This window comes from Rhodovulum viride, assembly GCF_003265965.1.
In the GTDB taxonomy this organism is placed as follows: Bacteria; Pseudomonadota; Alphaproteobacteria; order Rhodobacterales; family Rhodobacteraceae; genus Rhodovulum; species Rhodovulum kholense.
The window spans coordinates 1-398 of record NZ_MUAV01000198.1; the positions used below are offsets into that span (position 1 = coordinate 1).

Annotated in this window: 1 protein-coding gene; it reads left to right on the plus strand. The window is 65.6% G+C overall.

Annotated features, from left to right (window positions below; all coding sequences use genetic code 11):
• Nucleotides 1-12 precede the first annotated feature (12 nt).
• The coding region (locus BYZ73_RS21840; protein WP_281269514.1) for a contractile injection system protein, VgrG/Pvc8 family at nt 13-398 on the plus strand (386 nt) is incomplete at its 3' end.

Sequence of the window (398 nt, forward strand, 5' to 3'; positions counted from 1 at the left end):
AGAGGGTATTTCATGAGTGGCTTCTTCCGTCAGGACGCCCGCATGGGCCGGATTTCCACGGTGCTGGGGCAGGACGTCCTGGTGCTCCGCCGGTTCGAGGGCGTCGATCACCTGAACGCGCTGTTCGACTATTCGGCGGACTGCCTCGCTGCCACGGCCGATCTCGATTTCGACCGGCTGATCGGGACGCACGCCACCGTCACCCTCACCACGAAGGAAGGCGAACGCCCCTTCGACGGCATCGTCACCGAGGCCCGCTGGCTGGGCTCGGGCGACAATGGCCATCGCTACCGGCTGCGGCTCCGGCCCTGGGCCTTTCTTGCCAGCCTCCGCCGTAACCAGCGGATCTTTCACAACAAGACCGTGGTCGAGATCCTGACCGAGCTGCTCGGGGCCTA